We start from the raw sequence: 18,519 nt of genomic DNA, 5'->3' as shown, positions 1-18,519 counted from the left end.
TTGAAAAAGTGTTGCCTTATACCGTTTTAAAGTTAAAATGGTATTGCTTACTTTTTGTACTTGTCGTTAAGGATTTTTAGGATTTCGTCGGTTATATCGTCGGTTTCGGATCCGTACAATACCGCACCGCCTTCGCCACCGCCTAGAATGTAGTTGTATCCTTGGGCTTTACCAAAGGTTTTGATCTCCTTTTTGACCTTGCTCACCAGAGAATCCATTTCGGTACGGCCTTCTTGCTGGATCTGCTGTTCTTCCTGTTGCAATTGTTGTCCAATAAACTGCCCCTTCTGCTGTATGATACCATATTCCTCTTGGGCTTTTTTCTGTGACATTCCCTGGGCTTTTGCTTGAAAGGCTTGGGCCTCCAATTGAAAAGCTTGGGAAATACTATCCTTCTTTTTGGTCATGGCGTCTACCTTGGCATTGAACTTTGCCTCAATGTCCATTTTCTCTTGATACTCGTCCAACAATTTCACATTGTCGACATAGGCCATTTTTGCCGGCTGTTGGCATGACATTACTCCGATGACCGTGAGCGTCACTAACAATTTTTTCATGATATTTTGTTTATGGTGTTTTTTTGAACTCGGCAAAAGTAGCAAAGCTTTTCTAATGCATCACGAACTATGGTAAAATTTAACCCATTACCTTTATCCCGTTTGCAATTGGCAGCCACCTCTATTATAATCAAAACCTATTGATTATTTTTTAAACATTGTCGAAGTCTATTGAAAATAGCCTGTTTTAAATCGCTTTTACCGATCAAAATTTCTATTTGACCCACCGGTTTGGGCTTATCGCCAAAGTGCCCTAAAAAGCCTTAAAATCCATTTTATCGGGATGCAGTTGTCGTTTATGCCTCTTTGCGACGCAGTATGTAAATGACGGAAGAATATTCCTTGGTGCGGGATGCCTTTAGGTTCGATTTTAATCCGTTCCAAAAAGCACTTAAGTATCTATTTTGTCCAGTCTTATATTTTTCCGACAATAGGGAAACGTAGAAGGAATCAAAAAACATGGGACGGGTCGCGACGACTTCAAGATTTACCTTTTGAAAAAGTTTGGGTATGGCATTTCTGGAAAAATGCCATACGTGCCGCGGCACATCATAGGCCGCCCAAAAGGTTCCATATCGTTTTGCGTCGTACGACCTAAAGTTCGGAACGGCTACAATAAGCGTTCCGTCATTGGCGAGCAGCCCCTCCAACTCCCCGATCTGTTCCTCTAAATTTGGAACATGCTCTAAAACGTGCCAAAGGGTGATTACGTCAAATTTTTTGTTTTGAAGCTCTTTTACAGAGCCACACAATCGAAGGCCTTTTTTCCGTGCGTTCTCTTGCGCTATTGGACTTGGTTCCACCCCTTCGATCTCCCAACCCTTCTCCTTGGCGGTTACTAAAAAATCTCCGGTTCCCGCACCAAAATCCAACAGCCGTTTTCCCGTTTTATTATTCCGCGTTATTAGCTTCACCTTTCCTTGAAGGTTTCGCCTTTTTACGATTTGGTATAGCTTTTCTACCATAGAAGCCCGCGCATCGGTATGCGAAATGTAGGTGTCGCTCTCATAATATCGATCTACGTTTGGCGGTATCGGTTCGGTGCGCAGCATTTCCATGTCCTCATCCAACATTAAGGTGAACGCCTCACCCGTTACGGAATGATCCTTAGTTCTTAAAAACTCCTTCATGGGACTGTTGGCCTTAGTTGTGGCGTATTGTTTACGTTAGCTACTTGTTCTTGGGATAACTATTTCCGCCGGTGCATGTTCTTATGATGGTGCATTCTTTAGCAAAGCTGGGTACAAAACAGTGCTGTTCTAAACAAGGTTCCACGTGGAACCCTATCTGCTATCGCCCTAGAAAAACGAGCAAAACACTGATGTCCGACGGGTTCACACCACTTACCCTAGCCGCTTGTGCAATGGTCACCGGCTTGATAGCGCCAAGCTTTTCACGTGCCTCGTATGACAAGGACTTTAACTGGCTATAATCGAAATCCTCCGGTATCTTCACGTTTTCCAGTCGCTGTAACTTATCGGCATTCAGTTTTTCCTTCGCGATATAACCGGAATATTTCACTTGAATCTCCGTCTGTTCCAACACCTCATCATCTACCTCGTGCTCGTCAACATATGCGGCTACTTTATCCAGTACCATCATATGTTCCATGGTCACTTTTGGCCTAGAAAACACCTTGTACATTTTATCGGATTGCCGTACCGGCGATGAATCCAACTCCTCCAGAATCGGGTTGATTTCCTCGGGCAGCACACTGGTCTTTTTAAAGAAAGACACAAACGCTGATGATTCTTTATCCTTTTGTTCCATCCGTCGCAAACGCGCTAGACTAGCAAGTCCTAACGCATGACCCTTGGGGGTCAACCTCAAATCAGCGTTATCTTGACGCAACAAGGTACGGTACTCCGCACGTGACGTAAACATACGATAAGGTTCCTCGGTGCCTTTCGTTATCAAATCATCGATCAATACTCCAATATACGCTTCATCCCTGTTTAAAATGAACGCCTCTTTTTCTTTAACTTTTTGGTGCGCGTTAATACCTGCCATCAAACCTTGCGATGCGGCCTCTTCATACCCCGTGGTGCCATTTATCTGCCCAGCAAAAAATAGATTTTGAACCAGCTTTGTTTCCAAGGTATGCTTTAGCTGTGTCGGTGGAAAATAATCATACTCTATGGCATACCCCGGTCTAAAAAACTTTACGTTTTCAAAACCCTTGACCGAACGTAACGCCTTAAACTGAACATCCTCTGGCAAGGAAGTAGAAAAACCGTTTACATAGACCTCAACGGTATCCCAACCTTCAGGTTCCACAAACAACTGATGACTATCCTTGTCGGCGAACCTATTTATTTTATCCTCTATCGACGGGCAGTATCTAGGACCGATACTTTTGATGCTTCCATTGAACATAGGAGAACGGTCAAAACCCTCTCGTAATAAATCGTGCACTAAAAAACTCGTATGGGTCATGTGACACTCCCGTTGTTTTGATAACTTTGGAGTGTTTTCATAAGAAAAGCGCTCCGGCCGTTCATCGCCCGGTTGTGGTATCATCACTGAATAGTCCAAAGATCGACCATCCACCCTAGGGGGTGTGCCGGTCTTCATTCTTCCGCTCTCAAAGCCCAACGCGACCAATTGCTCAGTAATTCCAGTAGCTGCCTTTTCGCCAGCCCTACCACCACCCAATTGTCGTTCTCCAATATGAATTAATCCATTTAAAAATGTTCCATTGGTCAACACTACACTTTTGGCCCTTATCTCCAAACCTAATGACGTTTTTACGCCCACCACCCTATCCGCTTCTATCAACAGGCCCGAAACCATTTCTTGATAGAAATCACAATTGGGCGTTCGCTCCAACATCAGACGCCACTCCTCTGCAAACCGCATACGATCATTCTGCGCTCTGGGACTCCACATCGCAGGACCTTTACTTTTATTGAGCATTTTAAACTGGATAGCGCTCTTATCCGTAACAATGCCGCTATAACCACCTAGTGCATCGATTTCTCTAACGATCTGCCCCTTGGCTATCCCGCCCATAGCAGGATTACAGGACATTTGTCCAATCGTCTGCAGGTTCATTGTAACCAACAAAGTGCTACTGCCCATATTAGCGGCAGCGGCAGCGGCTTCCGCACCTGCGTGGCCCCCTCCGACCACCACTACATCATAATCGTTCGCAAACATATCGTCAACGCTATTATATTTATACCCTTAGCGACCATCAATGTTCCACGTGGAACATTTTCATCATGCTATCCTCCATCTGGCGCATAACTTTCTTCTCTTCTTCATCTTTATCCCCATATCCCATCAGGTGCAACACTCCGTGAACCATAACGCGCCTTAATTCCGCATCGAAATCGGTTCCATACTTTTCCGAATTTTCCGCTACGCGCTCCACCGAAATGAAGATGTCCCCCGCAACCTTATTGCCGTCACTATAATCGAACGTAATGATGTCGGTTAACGTATCGTGATTCAGAAACCTTTTGTTCAAATCGAGAAGATAAACATCGTCACAGAAAACATACGATAACTCCAACACCAACAAGTCATTTAACCTAATAACCCTAGTTATCCAATCGGAATAATAGGGTTCATCAGTCAGACTAAAAGAGCCTTCGTAATTATAATTGATCATTCGCTCGAAAATATTCCTTCACCTTCTCTTTATAATCGGGGCGCAAAGGTAAGGCTTGTCGATTAAGTAATTCAATCTCATTTTTAAATTCCTCCAACAACTTCGGCTTCGTGGTGATCGGGTTCCGGTACTTTTTGTCATTAACCGTGCTTTCCCGTTCCTTCTTTTTACCTTGTTTCATCGCCGCATTCTCCAGTTTCAATAATTCATACTGTATGTTGTTTACCTTTTGCATGCTTCTGGTAGTAATTCCATTCTCCAACAAATCATCCTCAAAATCCTGCATTTGCCGCAACAGCTTTTCCCCAAGCTTTCGATCGGATGCGTTGATCATGTCCTGTAGTTGTTTTTCCAACGCGGCCCTAATTTCCTGCTGTTGCTTATATATCTCGTACAATTCCTCCAGTTCTTTCTCCCCCAACTGATTGCCATTGCCACTTCCGTTTCCACTGGGTCCTTTACCCTTCTTATCTCCCTTTTTATCCCCATCTTCACCACCATTGCCCTCTTTACCTCCTTTTTGCTGCCCTTGCTTTCCGTCTTCGCCCTTTCCTTGCCCTTCACCCTTCTGGCCGTCTTCCTTTTCTCCCTCTCGTTGCTTGCCATCCTTGCCCATGCCTTCCATCTTCTTCTTCATGGCACCCTGCTCCTTTATAATGTCCGGCAACTGAAACCCCTCACTGCTCTCCCCCTGCCCTTGTCCCATTTTCATGCTTTGGTTCATATTGTCCAGAAGTTTCGCCAGAAAATCAGCGAGCCCATTAGAGGCATTCAACACATATTTTTGGTAGGAAACGCTTTGATATACCTGACTTTCGGCTAGATTGTCCAAGGCCTTATCCATATTGTAATACACCTCTGTAACCTGTTCGTCCACATATTCAGATAACTCCGGTTGTCGTAGGGACAGGCTGAATAAACTATCGTCCACGTGCTCGAACAACACCCGTAGTTCCTTTTGTTTACGCACGACTCCGCTGTACTGCGGTCCGTCCTGATCAATACTTTCCAAGGTTTCGAAAAGGCCTTCTTGTTTGAACGAAAAAATGACCAAATTATCCAAAATCTGCCGTAGCATTTCAGCATCCTCTGCAACGCTGCTCCCGCCTGCGCTACCGGAAGCCGACTGCTGTAGTTCTTTGGCCATTTCCTTCATTTTCTCCGCAGCGGACTGTTGCTTTCCCGAAATGGCTTTTGGTTTCTGTTTATCATCCGTCTGCTCTTCACCGGCCTTCATCATGTCCACTGCCTCCTTTTGGTTCCGTTCTACCCCCGTTTTCTTTTTCTCATCTACTTTCAGTTCCAATGGTTTTTTTAATGCATCATTGTCTTTTTGTAACTCTTTAAGTTCCTCTGTCAAGGACTTGAACGCCTTTTGTAAGTCCTCCTGTTTTTCACGGTCCTCTTTGGACAGGCCTTCCTTTTTGGCCATGTTCTCTTGCTCCGTTGCCATTTTCTCAAGCGCCTTCGACAACTGTGCCATTTTCTCGGTTACATAATACCGTTTTGTCAGTTCCAACAACTGTTCCAAGCTTCGCTCCCCTGTTCGTTGTTTCTTGCCCAGTTCTTCCAACCGTTTGCTCAACTCTTCTTGGTTGATCTTATCCGCTACCTTTTGTAGTTCTTCTATCAGTTTTGCATTCTTAAGCGCTTTTTTCTCTTGACGCTCTAAACGTTCTTGCAATAGCTTGTTCAGCTTATCATCCCTTTCGGTTCGCTTAAGGTTTTCTTTCAGCTGAGTGCTCAGCTTTTGCATCATTTGTTCCTGATTTTTCTGCTTATTCAGAAATTGCTTTATCTGGCTCTTGTCGTTGAAATTCAACTCCTTTTTTTCCTTTTGTAACTTATTGATGTCCCCAAGCTCGTTTTTTTGCTCTTGGTAACGCTCCATGGATTTGTCAAAACTATTGATCAAGGTCTCCCGCGACCGTAAATCCTTTTCCATCAATTGGTCTTGGTTCAACAATGCCATGGTAAAGACTTCACTTTTGGTAGTTTTACCACCGTGGACGGCATCATTATCGGTCACTTCAAAATAAAAACGATACTCCGTATCTTCCTTTAAGTCCATACCCGAAGGATAGGTATAGTAAAACTTTTGGTAATTCCCTTTTGGTGACTCCAAGGGTACGCGCTTTTTACTTGCGGTATCCGTACTGGGAAAATAGACCAAAGCAGTTTTCTTCAAAGCATAATCGTCCGTGGCCTCTCCTGAAAAATACGCTACATTGGGTGTTAACGAATCTATCACCTTGTTCACCTTTATCGTAGGAAACGCATCCTTGACCACTTTTATCCTATAGCCCAATCGTTCATAGTCGTTAACATTTTGGTTCCCGGTCGAAATTTCATACCCGACCGTACGGAACAACCGCTTGTTCAAACGATAGCCATCCGCTACCTTCTGAAAACTGACAGCGGTATCCCTAGTGGTCCACTTTACCCTTTCGATATCCCTTCCCCTAATTTCCCAGCTAATACGCGTACCCTCGGGTACCGTGGCGTTTCCCGTACCCTGTAAACGCTTGTTCGCCCGTCCCGTATACCTCGGATAATCCAACCGCATGCTAAAATCTTCCATAGCGGGGGTCTTTAGCACATTTAACCGGTATTCCGGAGATCTCACTTCATTGGATACGAAGGAAAAAGAGGTACTCTGTAGCGGCTCTGGCAAGCGGTATTGGTAATTCCCGTTTCTCTCCGTCAATAACGCCTGTTTCCCATCAATTTCGATATACACCGTTTCCGGCCTAATCGTTCCAATAGTACCCATCCTGATCGTAAAGGTGTCGGTATCCAACACCTCCAAACTGTCGTTCAATACCTGAAAGCGAAAGGGGGCCGGGGGTTCATAGGCCAAATCATAGTTGACTACCCGCTTTGCCGAACCAAAAAATGAGCCGAGATTACCGCTAAATGCGATTGCAGCGAACAACAATAAGGGAACCAACAGATACTTTACATACCTAAGATTGTCCTTATAGGCTATTGCACCCAAAAATGATACCTCGCTCAACTGCCGCGAACGCTGTTCGATACTGGCCAACAACAGCTCCGATTGCGCTGCATCCTCGGAAAGATCCAAAAGATTGTAGAGCTTGTCGCCCACTTCCCCAAAATGCCTGCCTATTAGCCGGGAGGCCTCCTTATTGCTGATTCCTTTTTTTAGCTTGAACAGATAAAACAAAGGCGTCGCTATGTACCGGTAGACCAAAAAGACCTCCACTGTTATCAGCAGCAGCAATAATCCCAACCTGCCTGTGGAACCCAGCCATAAGAAATACTCCACCCCTAAAACCAAAAAAAAGCACAACAGCCCAAAAGCGACAAAAAGGGTTATCCCCTTTATCAACATTTTGGTGTAATACTTTTTTACGAATCGATCAAGTTTGTCGAGTATTTTGTGATAACTGTTCAATTTCAATTATATTTATTACCAAGATACTTGATATCACCAATTTAAGAACGAATAAATTGTTAAAATGCCCTGCTAAGGCGCGCAAGTGTAAGCAAACCTTTTTTCAATAGTGCGTTTTGTCAACCTGTAACCAATGTTTCCCATGAAAGACCTGAAATATATTGCCGCGATGACCTTACCGCTTTCCGCGGTCATCAGTATTTACTTTAAAGGGCCCTGGAGCTTTTTCACCCCATTCTATGCCTTTGTCATGATTCCCGTTTTGGAGGTATTGCTTCCGCACGACACCAGCAATCATGAAGGGGAAGTTCGAGAAAAAAAGGCCAAAAGCAAGGTTTTTGATTGGATGCTCTACCTTAACGTACCCGTTGTGTTCGGATTGCTGCTATACACCCTATGGGACGTGAACGCACATTCTTACGCACTCTATGAAGTGGTCGGCCTCATCATTTCGGTAGGTATCGTACTCGGCACCAATGGCATAAACGTGGCCCATGAATTGGGGCATCGACAGCAAACATGGGAACGTTATCTTGGAAAAATGTTATTGCTTCCCTCGCACTATATGCACTTCTACATTGAACATAATTTTGGCCATCATGCCAACGCGGCCACCGCTGAGGATCCCGCCACGGCAAAATACAATCAATCGGTTTATTCTTTTTGGTTCACCTCGGTGGCACGGCAATATACAAGTGCATGGAAACTTCAGCAAAAACTATTGAAAGGAGCCGACAAGCCGTTTTTCTCTATCACCAATGACATGCTATGGTATACCTTGTTCCAGTCGGTATATCTTGCCGCTACCTTCGTGTTTTTCGGACCTATCGGCCTAACCTTTGCTATTTTTACCGGAATCGTCGGCTTTACTATGCTGGAATCGGTGAACTATATTGAGCATTACGGGCTCATCCGCAAAAAAATGGCCTCGGGCAGGTACGAACGCGTTCGGGAAGTACATTCCTGGAACAGCAATCATGTAATGGGGCGTATTGTATTGTACGAACTTACCCGACATAGCGACCACCACTATAAGTCCTCCAAAAAATATCAAATTTTGGACTATTACGATATTTCTCCGCAGATGCCCTTTGGTTACCCCACCTCAATGGTCCTTTCCTTGGTGCCACCGCTATGGTTCAAAATTATGAACCCAAGAATCCCCAAAGACATGAAACCACAACAAACCTCCGAGGAGCATACGCCATCCTTTGGGTGAAGCCCAGTGTTTGTTTCCTATCCTGTCCTTGTTCCTGAGTTTTTAGGGCTACGGACAATATATCGTAGTATCGCCTTGCAACTGGACCTTTCAAAAACAATAGCTGTTCAATTTATGGGATAATGCGCCAAAAAAAGGTTCTTTTCATTTGTTTATATTTATTGTCTTTTAATGGTCAGATGTAATTCGCCAATAATCATTTAGGTTGGTATCAAGAATTGTTATGGCTCATTTCGTAACTTCGCGCCCATAAAATTTACCTATGGCATCCACTGTTCGCGTTCGTTTTGCTCCAAGTCCTACGGGACCCTTGCATATTGGTGGTGTTCGCACTGCCCTATTTAATTATTTATTCGCCAAAAAACATGGAGGAACGTGCATTCTCCGTATCGAGGATACGGACCAAAACCGCTATGTTCCCGGAGCGGAGGATTATATTATGAACGCCTTGGAATGGTGTGGTATTGCCTTTGATGAAAGCCCTAAGGCCGAGGGAAACTTTGGTCCGTACCGGCAAAGCGAACGCAAAGCGCTATACCGGGAATGTATTGAGCAGCTATTGGCCTCCGGGAACGCCTATTATGCCTTTGATACCTCGGAAAAGCTTGATTTTCACCGAAAGGACCATGAAAAAAAAGGAAAAACCTTTATCTACAACTGGCACAATCGGTCAAAACTGGACAACTCCCTTTCCATGGATACAAACACTTTGAACGAGCGTTTGAATTCCGGTGAACCCTATGTGGTGCGTTTTTTAAGTCCGGAAAACCGGACATTGCAATTGACCGATATCATACGTGGTACCATTGAAATAGACAGCAACACGCTCGACGATAAAGTACTTTTTAAAAGTGATGGCATGCCCACCTACCACCTTGCCAACATTGTGGACGATCACCTGATGGAGATCAGCCATGTGATTCGCGGGGAGGAATGGCTGCCCTCCCTTGCACTGCACCAACTGCTGTACGATGCTTTTGGATGGGATGCCCCACAGTTTGCCCACTTGCCCCTGATCATGAAACCTGTTGGGAAAGGAAAATTGAGCAAAAGGGATGGTGAGAAAGGCGGTTTTCCGGTGTTTCCGCTATCCTGGAACGATACTACCGGTTATAAGGAAGCAGGGTACTTTCCAGAGGCCGTGGTCAACTTTTTGGCTTTGTTGGGGTGGAATCCCGGTACGGAACAGGAGTTGTTCGGTATGGACGACCTGATCGAAGCCTTTGATCTGGACCGCGTAAACCGGTCCGGCGCACGTTTTGACCCTGATAAAACCAAATGGTATAACCACCAATACCTACAGCAACGGTCGACCGAATCACTGGTGGAAGACTTTCTTCCCATACTTAATGAACATGAAGTGCCTGCGGAACTGCTGGGTAGCGATCGGGTAGCGACCATCGTTGACATGGTGAAGGAGCGCGCTACTTTTGTTTCCGACTTTTGGGACTTGTCGCATTTCTTTTTTAAACGACCCGAAACCTTCGATGCAAAGGCGGTAAAAAAACAATGGAAAACGGACACTCCCGATATCATGAACCGACTGCTTGGCCCTTTAAAGGAAACCGATGCGTTTTCGTCCGACACGATAGAGGGCATCGTTAAGGCTTGGATAAAAGATAACGATCTTTCCTTCGGACAGGTACTCGCCCCCTTACGACTGGTGATCGTTGGCGCTATGCAAGGACCGCATGTATTCGATATTTTGGCAATGATCGGAAAAGACGAGACCCTGGCCCGTATCGATAGGGCCATCACCACCTTGTAAGGCTTGCACCAAGCCAAATTACTACCTTTTTATGATACTGCCGTTTCAACGTTAGAATGCACAACGTATGACGTACTTGTAACAAATTGCACCGAACTCCTACAGATATACAAAGTGTTTTCGTAATTTCAATTTACTAATCAAAATTATATACCTATGGGATTTAATGTATTTCTTATACCTATCGTTTTTTTCGGAATCGTAATTCTGCTATCCTCTTTTTTTATCGTAAAGCAACAGACCGCAGTGGCAATCGAACGTTTTGGTAAGTTTCACAGCATTCGCCAATCGGGCCTGCAGATGAAAATTCCTTTGGTGGACCGTATCGCAGGAAGGCTCAGTCTTAAAATTCAACAGCTCGACGTTATTATCGAGACCAAGACCCTTGATGATGTATTTGTAAAACTCAAGGTTTCCGTGCAATACCTGGTCATTAGGGAAAAAGTGTACGATGCCTTTTATAAATTAGAGTATCCGCAGGATCAGATTACCTCTTTCGTTTTTGATGTAGTACGTGCAGAAGTCCCAAAAATGAAATTGGACGATGTTTTTGTCAAAAAAGACGATATCGCGATTGCTGTAAAAAGAGAATTACAGGAATATATGTCGGAATACGGATATGACATCATTAAAACTTTGGTAACGGATATCGATCCGGATTCCCAGGTAAAAGAGGCCATGAACCGTATCAACGCTTCGGAGCGTGAAAAAATCGCCGCACAGTTCGAAGGGGATGCCGCTAGAATTCTTATCGTAGAAAAAGCAAAGGCCGAAGCGGAGAGCAAGCGCTTGCAGGGACAGGGTATCGCCGATCAACGAAGGGAAATCGCCCGTGGCCTGGAAGAATCCGTAGAGGTATTGAACAAAGTGGGCATTAACTCACAGGAAGCTTCCGCACTTATTGTAGTGACGCAACATTACGATACGTTACAATCCATAGGGGAGGAGACCAATACCAACTTGATCTTGCTGCCCAATTCTCCGCAAGCGGGATCCGATATGTTAAATAATATGGTCGCCTCTTTTACGGCCAGTAACATGATCGGGGAATCGATGAAGAAGACCAATACGAAAAAAGGCGAATAGGCCCAAAACGACATTACCTTTTTGACCATTCCAAATACGCTGCCTAAAATCTTCCTGGCAAAGCATATTTGGAATGGTTTTTTATTGGAAATGGTCTGTTGATTAAAAAAAGCGCTCTAATACCTTTCACCTCTTCTTTTTGGAACTTATACCATCTTAACTTTAATATGGTAGTAACGGTTAGCTGTCTTTTTACTAATCGACACAAATATCGCACTGGAACTACGCTAAGGGATTTTTTCCTATTTAATGTACAGTTAATCGAAAAAACAATTTAAAGCGCTTAAACAGCCCTTAATATAGGTAGATTGCATAAATAATACCGATTGATATAATTTTATCGATAAGAAATTTCTATACTATGCTTTTTCAGCAATTTTCGCCCAGGTATCCCGCAACCCGACAGTTTTATTAAAAACCAATTTATCGGGAGTACTATCCCGATCTACACAGAAATATCCCATCCGTTGAAACTGTACCCGATCCTGCTCCTTGGCATTTTTTAAGCTGGGTTCCACATAAGCCGTAATTACCTGTAGGGAATCAGGGTTCACAAAATCCATAAAATCTTTGTCCTTATGCGTGTCCGGACTTTCATCGGTAAACAAGCGATCGTACAACCGTACCTCTGCCGAAATCGCATGTGAAATGGATACCCAATGCAAGGTTCCCTTTACCTTTCTCAAGCTTTCCTCGGTGCCGCTACCGCTCTTGCTTTTAGGGTCGTAAGTGCATTGCACCTCTGTAATATTCCCTTCGGTATCTTTTGTACAGGACTCGGCCTTAATGATGTAGCCGTTCTTTAGCCGTACCTCTCCGCCCAATTTTAACCTAAAGAATTTACGGTTGGCTTCCTCTTTAAAATCTTCTTTTTCAATGTAGAGTTCCCTTGAAAAGGGTACTTCCCGAGAGCCCGCATCGGAATCCCCGGGATTGTTTTCAGCGGTTACATACTCCTCCTTACCCTCCGGATAGTTGGTAATTACCAATTTTAATGGGTTCAATACCCCCATCACCCTGGGCGCAATCTTATTGAGGTGGTCCCGAACATGAAATTCCAATAACGACACATCGATAAGGTTTTCCCTTTTTGCGATACCGATGGTATCGGCAAAGGCCACTATGGACTCGGGTGTATAACCTCTTCTGCGTAATCCCGAAATGGTCGGCATTCGTGGATCGTCCCAACCGTTGACCACATTATTTTCAACCAACTGTAATAGCTTGCGCTTGCTTACTACGGTATGGCTCAAATTGCGCCGTGCGAACTCCCGCTGTTTCGGCCGTACTTTGTCCGCTTCGTAAATTTGGTCTAAAAACCAATCGTAGAGCTCGCGGTGCGGTAAAAATTCCAAGGTACATAGGGAATGTGTTACCTGTTCCAAATAATCGCTCTCGCCATGGGCCCAATCGTACATCGGATAAATACACCAATCGGTATTTGTTCTGTGGTGCGCCTTGTTCAGTATGCGGTACATAATGGGATCGCGCATTAACATGTTGGGCGCTCCCATATCTATTTTGGCGCGCAGCACATGTGTACCCTCCTCAAAATCGCCTTTTTTCATTCCTGAAAACAAGGCCAGATTTTCTGCCACCGTCCTATTCCGGAACGGACTGTTGGTCCCTACCTCGGTCGGTGTACCTTTTTGTTCGGCCATTTCTTCCGAGCTTTGGCTATCTACATAGGCTTTGCCCCCTTCGATCAGTTGTACGGCCCAGTCGTATAACTGTTGAAAATAATCAGAAGCATACCTTTCGGTATCCCAAGAGAAACCCAGCCATTTTACGTCCTTTTTAATCGCTTCCACATAGGCGGTTTCCTCCTTTGCGGGGTTGGTATCGTCAAAACGCAGGTTGACCGGGGCACCGTACTTCAATCCCAATCCAAAGTTGAGGCAAATGGAGCTTGCATGCCCAATATGCAGATACCCGTTCGGTTCCGGCGGAAACCGAAAACGTAGCTGGGATTTTTGGTATCCGTTTTCCAGGTCGTCCTCAATGATGTGCTCCAAAAAATTTAAGGCCTCGCGCGCTTCGCTCATATGCTTTGTTTTCAATCCACAAAAATAGCGAAAATGCTTCAATGGCGCCCTTGAAATTCGCCTCCCATACAAATACAGCCGTTTCACAACAACTTTGATTCCCGATACAACATTAAATTCCCTTCCCCATAATTATCCTTCATATTTGTTGTTGAATACTGTATCGATGTCACGCAATAACCCGCTGACCCAAAATTGAGTTATTGTTCAACACCGACCGCTTATTCGTTTTATCCAGTCCCAAGTCAGATAAAACTGGTAGTCACTAAAACTACAACTACTTATGAAAACAACATTATTCTCAACGCTACGGACACTCGTATTGTCGCTAGTACTGGCAAGCACCGGCACCCTGTCCGCTCAAATCATCATCGGAGACCCAGAACCCGCACCCAACCCCAATTTTGGTGGAAGCGCTTGGACGCGCATCTGTGCAGGTGGTAACGGCGGCTTTAACCAATACTATGTAACTTCCCAAATTACCGGAACGCCGAACAACGGAAACGAATTCATCCTTGAACTATCGGATGCCTCCGGAGGGTTCTCCAATCCTGTGGAATTGGCCCGGGAGGGCAACCTGACCACGGTAACCGATACCGGTATCGAGTTCTCAATACCTACCGATACCCGTGGAGATGGTTACAAACTAAGGCTTAGGAGTACCGATCCGGCCCGAACGGGATCCGAATCGCCAGCATTTGATATGTATTATCAAAACTATACCACCAACTTTAACATCAGCCCCAACGGTGACGGCAGTACCGGAGATGTCTGCAGTACAGCCGCCATCAACCTTGTTGTAGACAACGTGCCCAATGCTAGTACCTATCGGTATATTTGGTACCGTAGTTCTACACAACTCAGCGAAACCGGACCGAGTATTTCGGCAGACCAGAGTGGTGTATACCAGGCGTATATCGATTATGGCGCCTGTACCGGATCCACTAGCGCTTTCTCGAACTGGGTAACCGTAACTATTGGTTCCGCCGGTTCTGGTGTCGCTATCGCAACACCGGGCAATACGGCTTTATGTACCAATGAATCCGAAACCCTTCAAATTGCCAGTACCGACCCGGCCTGGAGCTACCAATGGTATCAAAATGGAAACGCCATATCCGGCGCGACCGGTACTTCTTATACGGTAAGTGCCAACACCGGTGGATTTGAGGGCGATTATGAAATAGAAATTTCCGGACCTGACATCTGTACCGAACGTTCGGCACCGGTAACGATAACCAATGCCTCCAACTTTACCATTACCAGAAACAATGCGGCCAATATCGTATTGTTGCCCGCACAAGCGGAAACCATTTCCGTAAGCACTACGGCAATTTCGCCTAGTTTTCAATGGTACCGTAACGGTAATGCCGTTTCCGGTGCAACCAGCGCTTCCTTGGAAATTACGCAAGATGGTACGTACTATGCGGCCGTGACCCAAAATGGCGGTTCGTGTTCGGCCACAATGGATTCAGAGGCGACCACCGCCGTATTGCCGGACTCCTTTGAGGTAGTTATTGCCCACCAAGGAGCGTATACCGATTGTGTAAGTACCAGTACCGTATTAGAGGTCGGTACCATCAACGCCGATGACGGGGCGGGTAACCTGACCGATGTCACAGCTGCCCTCATCAACGACTTTAACTATCAGTGGCGCTTGAACGGCGCCGATGTTGCGGGTGCTACCGGCAACTCCATTAGCCTGACCGGAACCACTGAAAATGGAACCTACAGCCTTTCGGCCGTATTGGATGCCTATTCCGATGCCTCCAACAGCCTACCGGTTCGTTTGTTGACCAACGAAACCTTGGCCATTAGCAGTACCAGTACCGTTTATTGTAGCAGTGCCGATATCGTAACCATTAGTACAGGTTCCGACCTGAACGGCGAAACCTTTGCCTGGGAGCGTGACGGGGTTACCGTTAGTACTACGGATACCGACCTTACGGTTACCGATTCCGGTACCTACCGTTTGATCGTCGACAAAGATGGTTGTGACCTTATTTCCAACGAAATATCCATTACCCCTTTAGACCCGAATTTGATTCAATTGGATATTGATGGTGACGTCATATTCCCTGAAGGAAGCTCAAGAACGGTCAATGCAAGCGGAGGAACCGCCTACCAATGGTTCGATACCGAAAACAACCTCATGAGCAGCACTAGCAGTATGACCTTTACCGAGGAAGGCGATTTTATATTGATCGCCAATATCGATAATTGCGAAATTTCCAGACCGATTACGGTAACTTATTTAGACCTTTTCAACATTCCCAACGTGATTACCCCAAACGGCGATGGTGCCAACGATCAATGGGTAATCCCCAATTCCTATTCGAACCGTTCGGACGTCAATGTCATCATTTATGATGATAAGGGAACGGAAATGTTGAACGTAATGGGCTATCAAAACAACTGGCCCCAATCATCGGTGTCGTTTCAAAAGCAAAATATGGTTTTTTACTATATCATCAAAAATGCAAGTGAAACCCTAAAACAAGGAACCGTTACGGTAATCCGGTAACCAACGCAACACCCAACCTACTACCTACGACCATGAAGCTTTTAAGACTGTTATCCTTATCGATGCTTGCCCTGCTGGCGGTAACCACCACCTTGCAGGCGCAAGAAGACGACCCTATTTTGCCTTACCGTGTGGCGCCTCAAAACCTGTTAAAGTTCAACCGGTTCCTGATCAACCCTACCTTTTCCACGGTACGGGAAGATAAGTCGTACATCAATTTATTACATAGAAACCAGTCGGTACAATTTCAGGATAACGATCAAACCTATTTTTTAAGCTATAGTGGTCGTATCGGTGATAGGAGCGGTCTTGGGCTTAGCTTGTATAACCAAAGCCTAGGCCCCATATCCAATATTGGGGTATTGGCGAACTATGCCTATGGTATAAAGTTGAGCGATAAAAGTAATTTTACCTTCGGTGGTAACTTAGCATACTATAGTAGTGGGCTCAATCTTAACGAGGTCACCGCTACCGACCAATTTGATAACCGTTTGGTAGGTACGGAAGACAGCAATGTACTTTCCTTTCAACCGGGTTTCAATATCTCTTACGGACAATTCGACTTTGGTGCCTACGCCGAAAACCTAATCGAATATAACCTTAAAACAAGTGCATCGCTTTCGGAGTTTGGCGATAAGGCCTACTCCGCACACTTACAATATACCTATCCTTTTGACAACAGTACCGGTATTTTGGAAAATGCCCGACTATTGCCTTTGGCGCGCGTTCGTATGAACGGCCAGCGGGCTTTGTCCACTGGTGCCAGCGACTTGACCTTGGGCGGTAGTTTGATTCTCGACCTGCCACGACTCGGCTGGGTACAGGCGGGGTATGACGATTTTTATGGCGCATCGGCAGGAGCAGGATTCAATATAAACCGAAGGGTATCCATCGGGTACAATATGGAAAAAGGGCTTGTGAACAACCTGGACAATTTTGGGGTGACCCATGAAATTTCCTTTGCCTACTCCTTTACACCGAACTTGACCGAAGATCGTGTGATGCTAGAGGACGACAATGATCTGGCCGAAGACGATGAGCCTGAAGATACCGACTTGGCCAGCAACGAAGAGATAGAGGAATTGAAGCGCAAGTTGGCCGAAAACGATGCCATTATCGCCGAATTAATGTTCCGCCAGGATTCCCTCGAATCGAACCGTCAAAAAGATTTGGAGCGCAGATTCGAAATGGTGATGCACATGGTCCGTAACGAAACCGATGGTGAACGACCGGATTTGGAAAAGAGGGCGGAAAGCTTGTTCCGCAACGGGGACGACGCTGTTGCCGCAAACACCGGCACAACTTTCGATGATGACAATGTAACCACCCAACAAAAGGACGTGATCCCCAATACCGGAATAGGAAAAGAGGATGACTATACCGATGCCGTTACACAAAACGACCCAAATACCGGTAAGTATTCCAATTCTTCTGACGCCACAGATAACAGCTATACCTCAACCACCGATAATGATGCCTATGCCAACTCCGGTAATTACCAAACTGCACAGGACAATACGCAGGCGCAGGACTACAACACTGCCGCCAGCCGCGAAAGCATCAAAAGCCGAAAATTTAAAAACTTGGAAGGTGTTCAAGATGGGTACTATGTTGTCGCCAACGTGTACAAAGGCGGTCATTACATGGATAAATTTATGAACGACCTCAACGAACAAGGGTTCGTTACCGACTATATCGACAACCCTGACAACGGCCTCAAATATGTGTATTTGGAGCGTCATGACAGTTGGGAAGATGCCGCCGAAGCCTACAAGAGTAGTTTGGGGGGCAGTTATGACGGAGATCTTTGGATCATGAACGTCGATAACCGCTATACCAATGACCGTTACGCAAGCAACGTGGAAAAAGTAAAGGAAAAGTCCGACCAGTATAATACTGGAGAGGTAGTTTACAATCAAGTGCAAAAAGACCGCGTGGGCGACGTGCAGCCGGTTACGAGAGAAACCATTATCAACGGAGTGGGCTCGGGCTATTACATCATTGCCAACGTATTTGCCAGTCCAAAAAACGCCAATCGTTTTGTGAAACTGTTGAATTCCTACGGCCTTAGTGCAAGTTACTTCGTTAACCCAGAAAATAACTGGCGGTATGTATACCTGAAACGACACGAATCATGGAACAACGCCTTGATTTCCTATTACTCTAAACTAAACGATTCTTACGAAGAAAAAATGTGGATCATGCGGGTGAAAGCCGAGATGATCACCTAAAACCAAACCGTTACGAAACATCATTGTTCCCCATATCGCAGACTGTTACTTCTAGCGC

11 protein-coding genes are annotated in these 18,519 nt (G+C 45.3%); 5 read left to right on the top strand and 6 right to left on the bottom strand.

What is annotated here, in order from left to right:
- Positions 1-47 precede the first annotated feature (47 nt).
- The 5 genes from ACRD7P_RS08565 to ACRD7P_RS08545 all read right to left on the bottom strand — a co-directional run bounded on the left by ACRD7P_RS08565 (position 48) and on the right by ACRD7P_RS08545 (position 7,591).
- Positions 48-557, bottom strand: coding sequence for an OmpH family outer membrane protein (locus tag ACRD7P_RS08565; protein ID WP_430907133.1), 510 nt, complete (start codon positions 555-557; stop codon positions 48-50).
- A 296-nt stretch (positions 558-853) separates the two neighbouring features.
- Entirely contained in the window at positions 854-1,687 is an 834-nt protein-coding gene (locus ACRD7P_RS08560) for a class I SAM-dependent methyltransferase (protein ID WP_430907132.1), read from the bottom strand.
- Positions 1,688-1,847: 160 nt separating this feature from the next.
- Positions 1,848-3,716 (bottom strand): tRNA uridine-5-carboxymethylaminomethyl(34) synthesis enzyme MnmG, encoded by a 1,869-nt coding sequence (mnmG, locus tag ACRD7P_RS08555; protein ID WP_430907131.1) that lies wholly within the window; start codon positions 3,714-3,716, stop codon positions 1,848-1,850.
- Positions 3,717-3,753: 37 nt separating this feature from the next.
- Positions 3,754-4,173: an rRNA maturation RNase YbeY gene (ybeY, locus tag ACRD7P_RS08550; RefSeq protein WP_430907130.1), complete on the bottom strand. Its 420-nt coding sequence runs from the start codon at positions 4,171-4,173 to the stop codon at positions 3,754-3,756.
- On the bottom strand, positions 4,160-7,591 hold the full coding sequence (locus ACRD7P_RS08545; RefSeq protein WP_430907129.1) for a DUF4175 family protein: 3,432 nt from the start codon (positions 7,589-7,591) through the stop codon (positions 4,160-4,162). Before ACRD7P_RS08545 ends, ybeY begins: the two co-directional genes overlap by 14 nt.
- Before the next feature lie 142 nt (positions 7,592-7,733).
- On the opposite strand from ACRD7P_RS08545, the gene ACRD7P_RS08540 reads away from it, so the two are divergent.
- The 3 genes from ACRD7P_RS08540 to ACRD7P_RS08530 all read left to right on the top strand — a co-directional run bounded on the left by ACRD7P_RS08540 (position 7,734) and on the right by ACRD7P_RS08530 (position 11,664).
- Positions 7,734-8,810, top strand: coding sequence for an alkane 1-monooxygenase (locus tag ACRD7P_RS08540; protein ID WP_430907128.1), 1,077 nt, complete (start codon positions 7,734-7,736; stop codon positions 8,808-8,810).
- A gap of 262 nt (positions 8,811-9,072) precedes the next feature.
- A complete protein-coding gene (gltX, locus tag ACRD7P_RS08535) occupies positions 9,073-10,578 on the top strand; it encodes a glutamate--tRNA ligase (RefSeq protein ID WP_430907127.1) in 1,506 nt (501 codons plus the stop codon).
- Positions 10,579-10,734: 156 nt separating this feature from the next.
- Positions 10,735-11,664, top strand: a complete 930-nt coding sequence (locus ACRD7P_RS08530; RefSeq protein ID WP_430907126.1) for an SPFH domain-containing protein — start codon at positions 10,735-10,737, stop codon at positions 11,662-11,664.
- 359 nt (positions 11,665-12,023) lie between these two features.
- On the opposite strand, the gene ACRD7P_RS08525 is transcribed toward ACRD7P_RS08530, so the two are convergent.
- Positions 12,024-13,709, bottom strand: a complete 1,686-nt coding sequence (locus tag ACRD7P_RS08525; RefSeq protein WP_430907125.1) for a glutamine--tRNA ligase/YqeY domain fusion protein — start codon at positions 13,707-13,709, stop codon at positions 12,024-12,026.
- 283 nt (positions 13,710-13,992) lie between these two features.
- Between ACRD7P_RS08525 and ACRD7P_RS08520 the strand changes: the two genes are divergently transcribed.
- The gene (locus tag ACRD7P_RS08520; protein ID WP_430907124.1) at positions 13,993-16,230 is read left to right on the top strand and encodes a gliding motility-associated C-terminal domain-containing protein; all 2,238 of its coding nucleotides are present in this window, start codon (positions 13,993-13,995) and stop codon (positions 16,228-16,230) included.
- A 32-nt stretch (positions 16,231-16,262) separates the two neighbouring features.
- On the top strand, positions 16,263-18,461 hold the full coding sequence (locus ACRD7P_RS08515) for a PorP/SprF family type IX secretion system membrane protein (protein ID WP_430907123.1): 2,199 nt from the start codon (positions 16,263-16,265) through the stop codon (positions 18,459-18,461).
- Positions 18,462-18,519: the final 58 nt, after the last annotated feature.

Source organism: Maribacter sp. 2-571, assembly GCF_050589625.1.
Lineage (GTDB): Bacteria > Bacteroidota > Bacteroidia > Flavobacteriales > Flavobacteriaceae > Pelagihabitans.
This window is presented reverse-complemented; position numbering and strand designations above follow the sequence as displayed.

Bases quoted from the DNA above. Each gene is read 5' to 3' on its own strand.
- ACRD7P_RS08565 (WP_430907133.1), bottom strand. From the start codon at position 557: ATGAAAAAATTGTTAGTGACGCTCACGGTCATCGGAGTAATGTCATGC.
- ACRD7P_RS08560 (WP_430907132.1), bottom strand. From the start codon at position 1,687: ATGAAGGAGTTTTTAAGAACTAAGGATCATTCCGTAACGGGTGAGGCG.
- mnmG (WP_430907131.1), bottom strand. From the start codon at position 3,716: ATGTTTGCGAACGATTATGATGTAGTGGTGGTCGGAGGGGGCCACGCA.
- ybeY (WP_430907130.1), bottom strand. From the start codon at position 4,173: ATGATCAATTATAATTACGAAGGCTCTTTTAGTCTGACTGATGAACCC.
- ACRD7P_RS08540 (WP_430907128.1), top strand. From the start codon at position 7,734: ATGAAAGACCTGAAATATATTGCCGCGATGACCTTACCGCTTTCCGCG.
- gltX (WP_430907127.1), top strand. From the start codon at position 9,073: ATGGCATCCACTGTTCGCGTTCGTTTTGCTCCAAGTCCTACGGGACCC.
- ACRD7P_RS08530 (WP_430907126.1), top strand. From the start codon at position 10,735: ATGGGATTTAATGTATTTCTTATACCTATCGTTTTTTTCGGAATCGTA.
- ACRD7P_RS08525 (WP_430907125.1), bottom strand. From the start codon at position 13,709: ATGAGCGAAGCGCGCGAGGCCTTAAATTTTTTGGAGCACATCATTGAG.
- ACRD7P_RS08520 (WP_430907124.1), top strand. From the start codon at position 13,993: ATGAAAACAACATTATTCTCAACGCTACGGACACTCGTATTGTCGCTA.
- ACRD7P_RS08515 (WP_430907123.1), top strand. From the start codon at position 16,263: ATGAAGCTTTTAAGACTGTTATCCTTATCGATGCTTGCCCTGCTGGCG.